General features: G+C 35.4%; 1 protein-coding gene. It reads right to left on the bottom strand.

What is annotated here, in order from left to right:
- A partial coding sequence (locus GUI70_RS25505; protein WP_368733642.1) for a biotin/lipoyl-containing protein occupies positions 1-221 on the bottom strand: 221 nt, incomplete at its 3' end.
- Between the last annotated feature and the right edge of the window lie 93 nt (positions 222-314).

Below are 314 nucleotides of genomic sequence, written 5' to 3'. Positions count from 1 at the left end.
ACAATAACGTCACCAACTACAGCTACTGTACCTTCTTCTACCATAACTTCTTCTACAGTACCAGATACTGGTGATGGGATTTCTACTACTGATTTATCGTTTTGTACCTCAGCTAAAACATCGTCTTCTTCAAGAGTATCTCCAGCTTTACCAAACCATTTTACAATTTCACCTTCGTGGATACCTTCCCCGATATCGGGTAATCTAAATTCAAATGCCACGTTTTTGCCCTCCTAAGATTTCGTAAATTAAACATTTCATTTTAATCAATGAGACTAAAATACGCTAACTTCGTTAACTTTTAAAATGTATTA

Origin of the sequence: Deinococcus alpinitundrae (assembly GCF_009982895.1) — a bacterium.
Lineage (GTDB): Bacteria > Deinococcota > Deinococci > Deinococcales > Deinococcaceae > Deinococcus > Deinococcus alpinitundrae.
The sequence above is the reverse complement of the archived record's forward strand: the minus strand, read 5'-3'. Positions and strand labels throughout refer to the sequence as shown.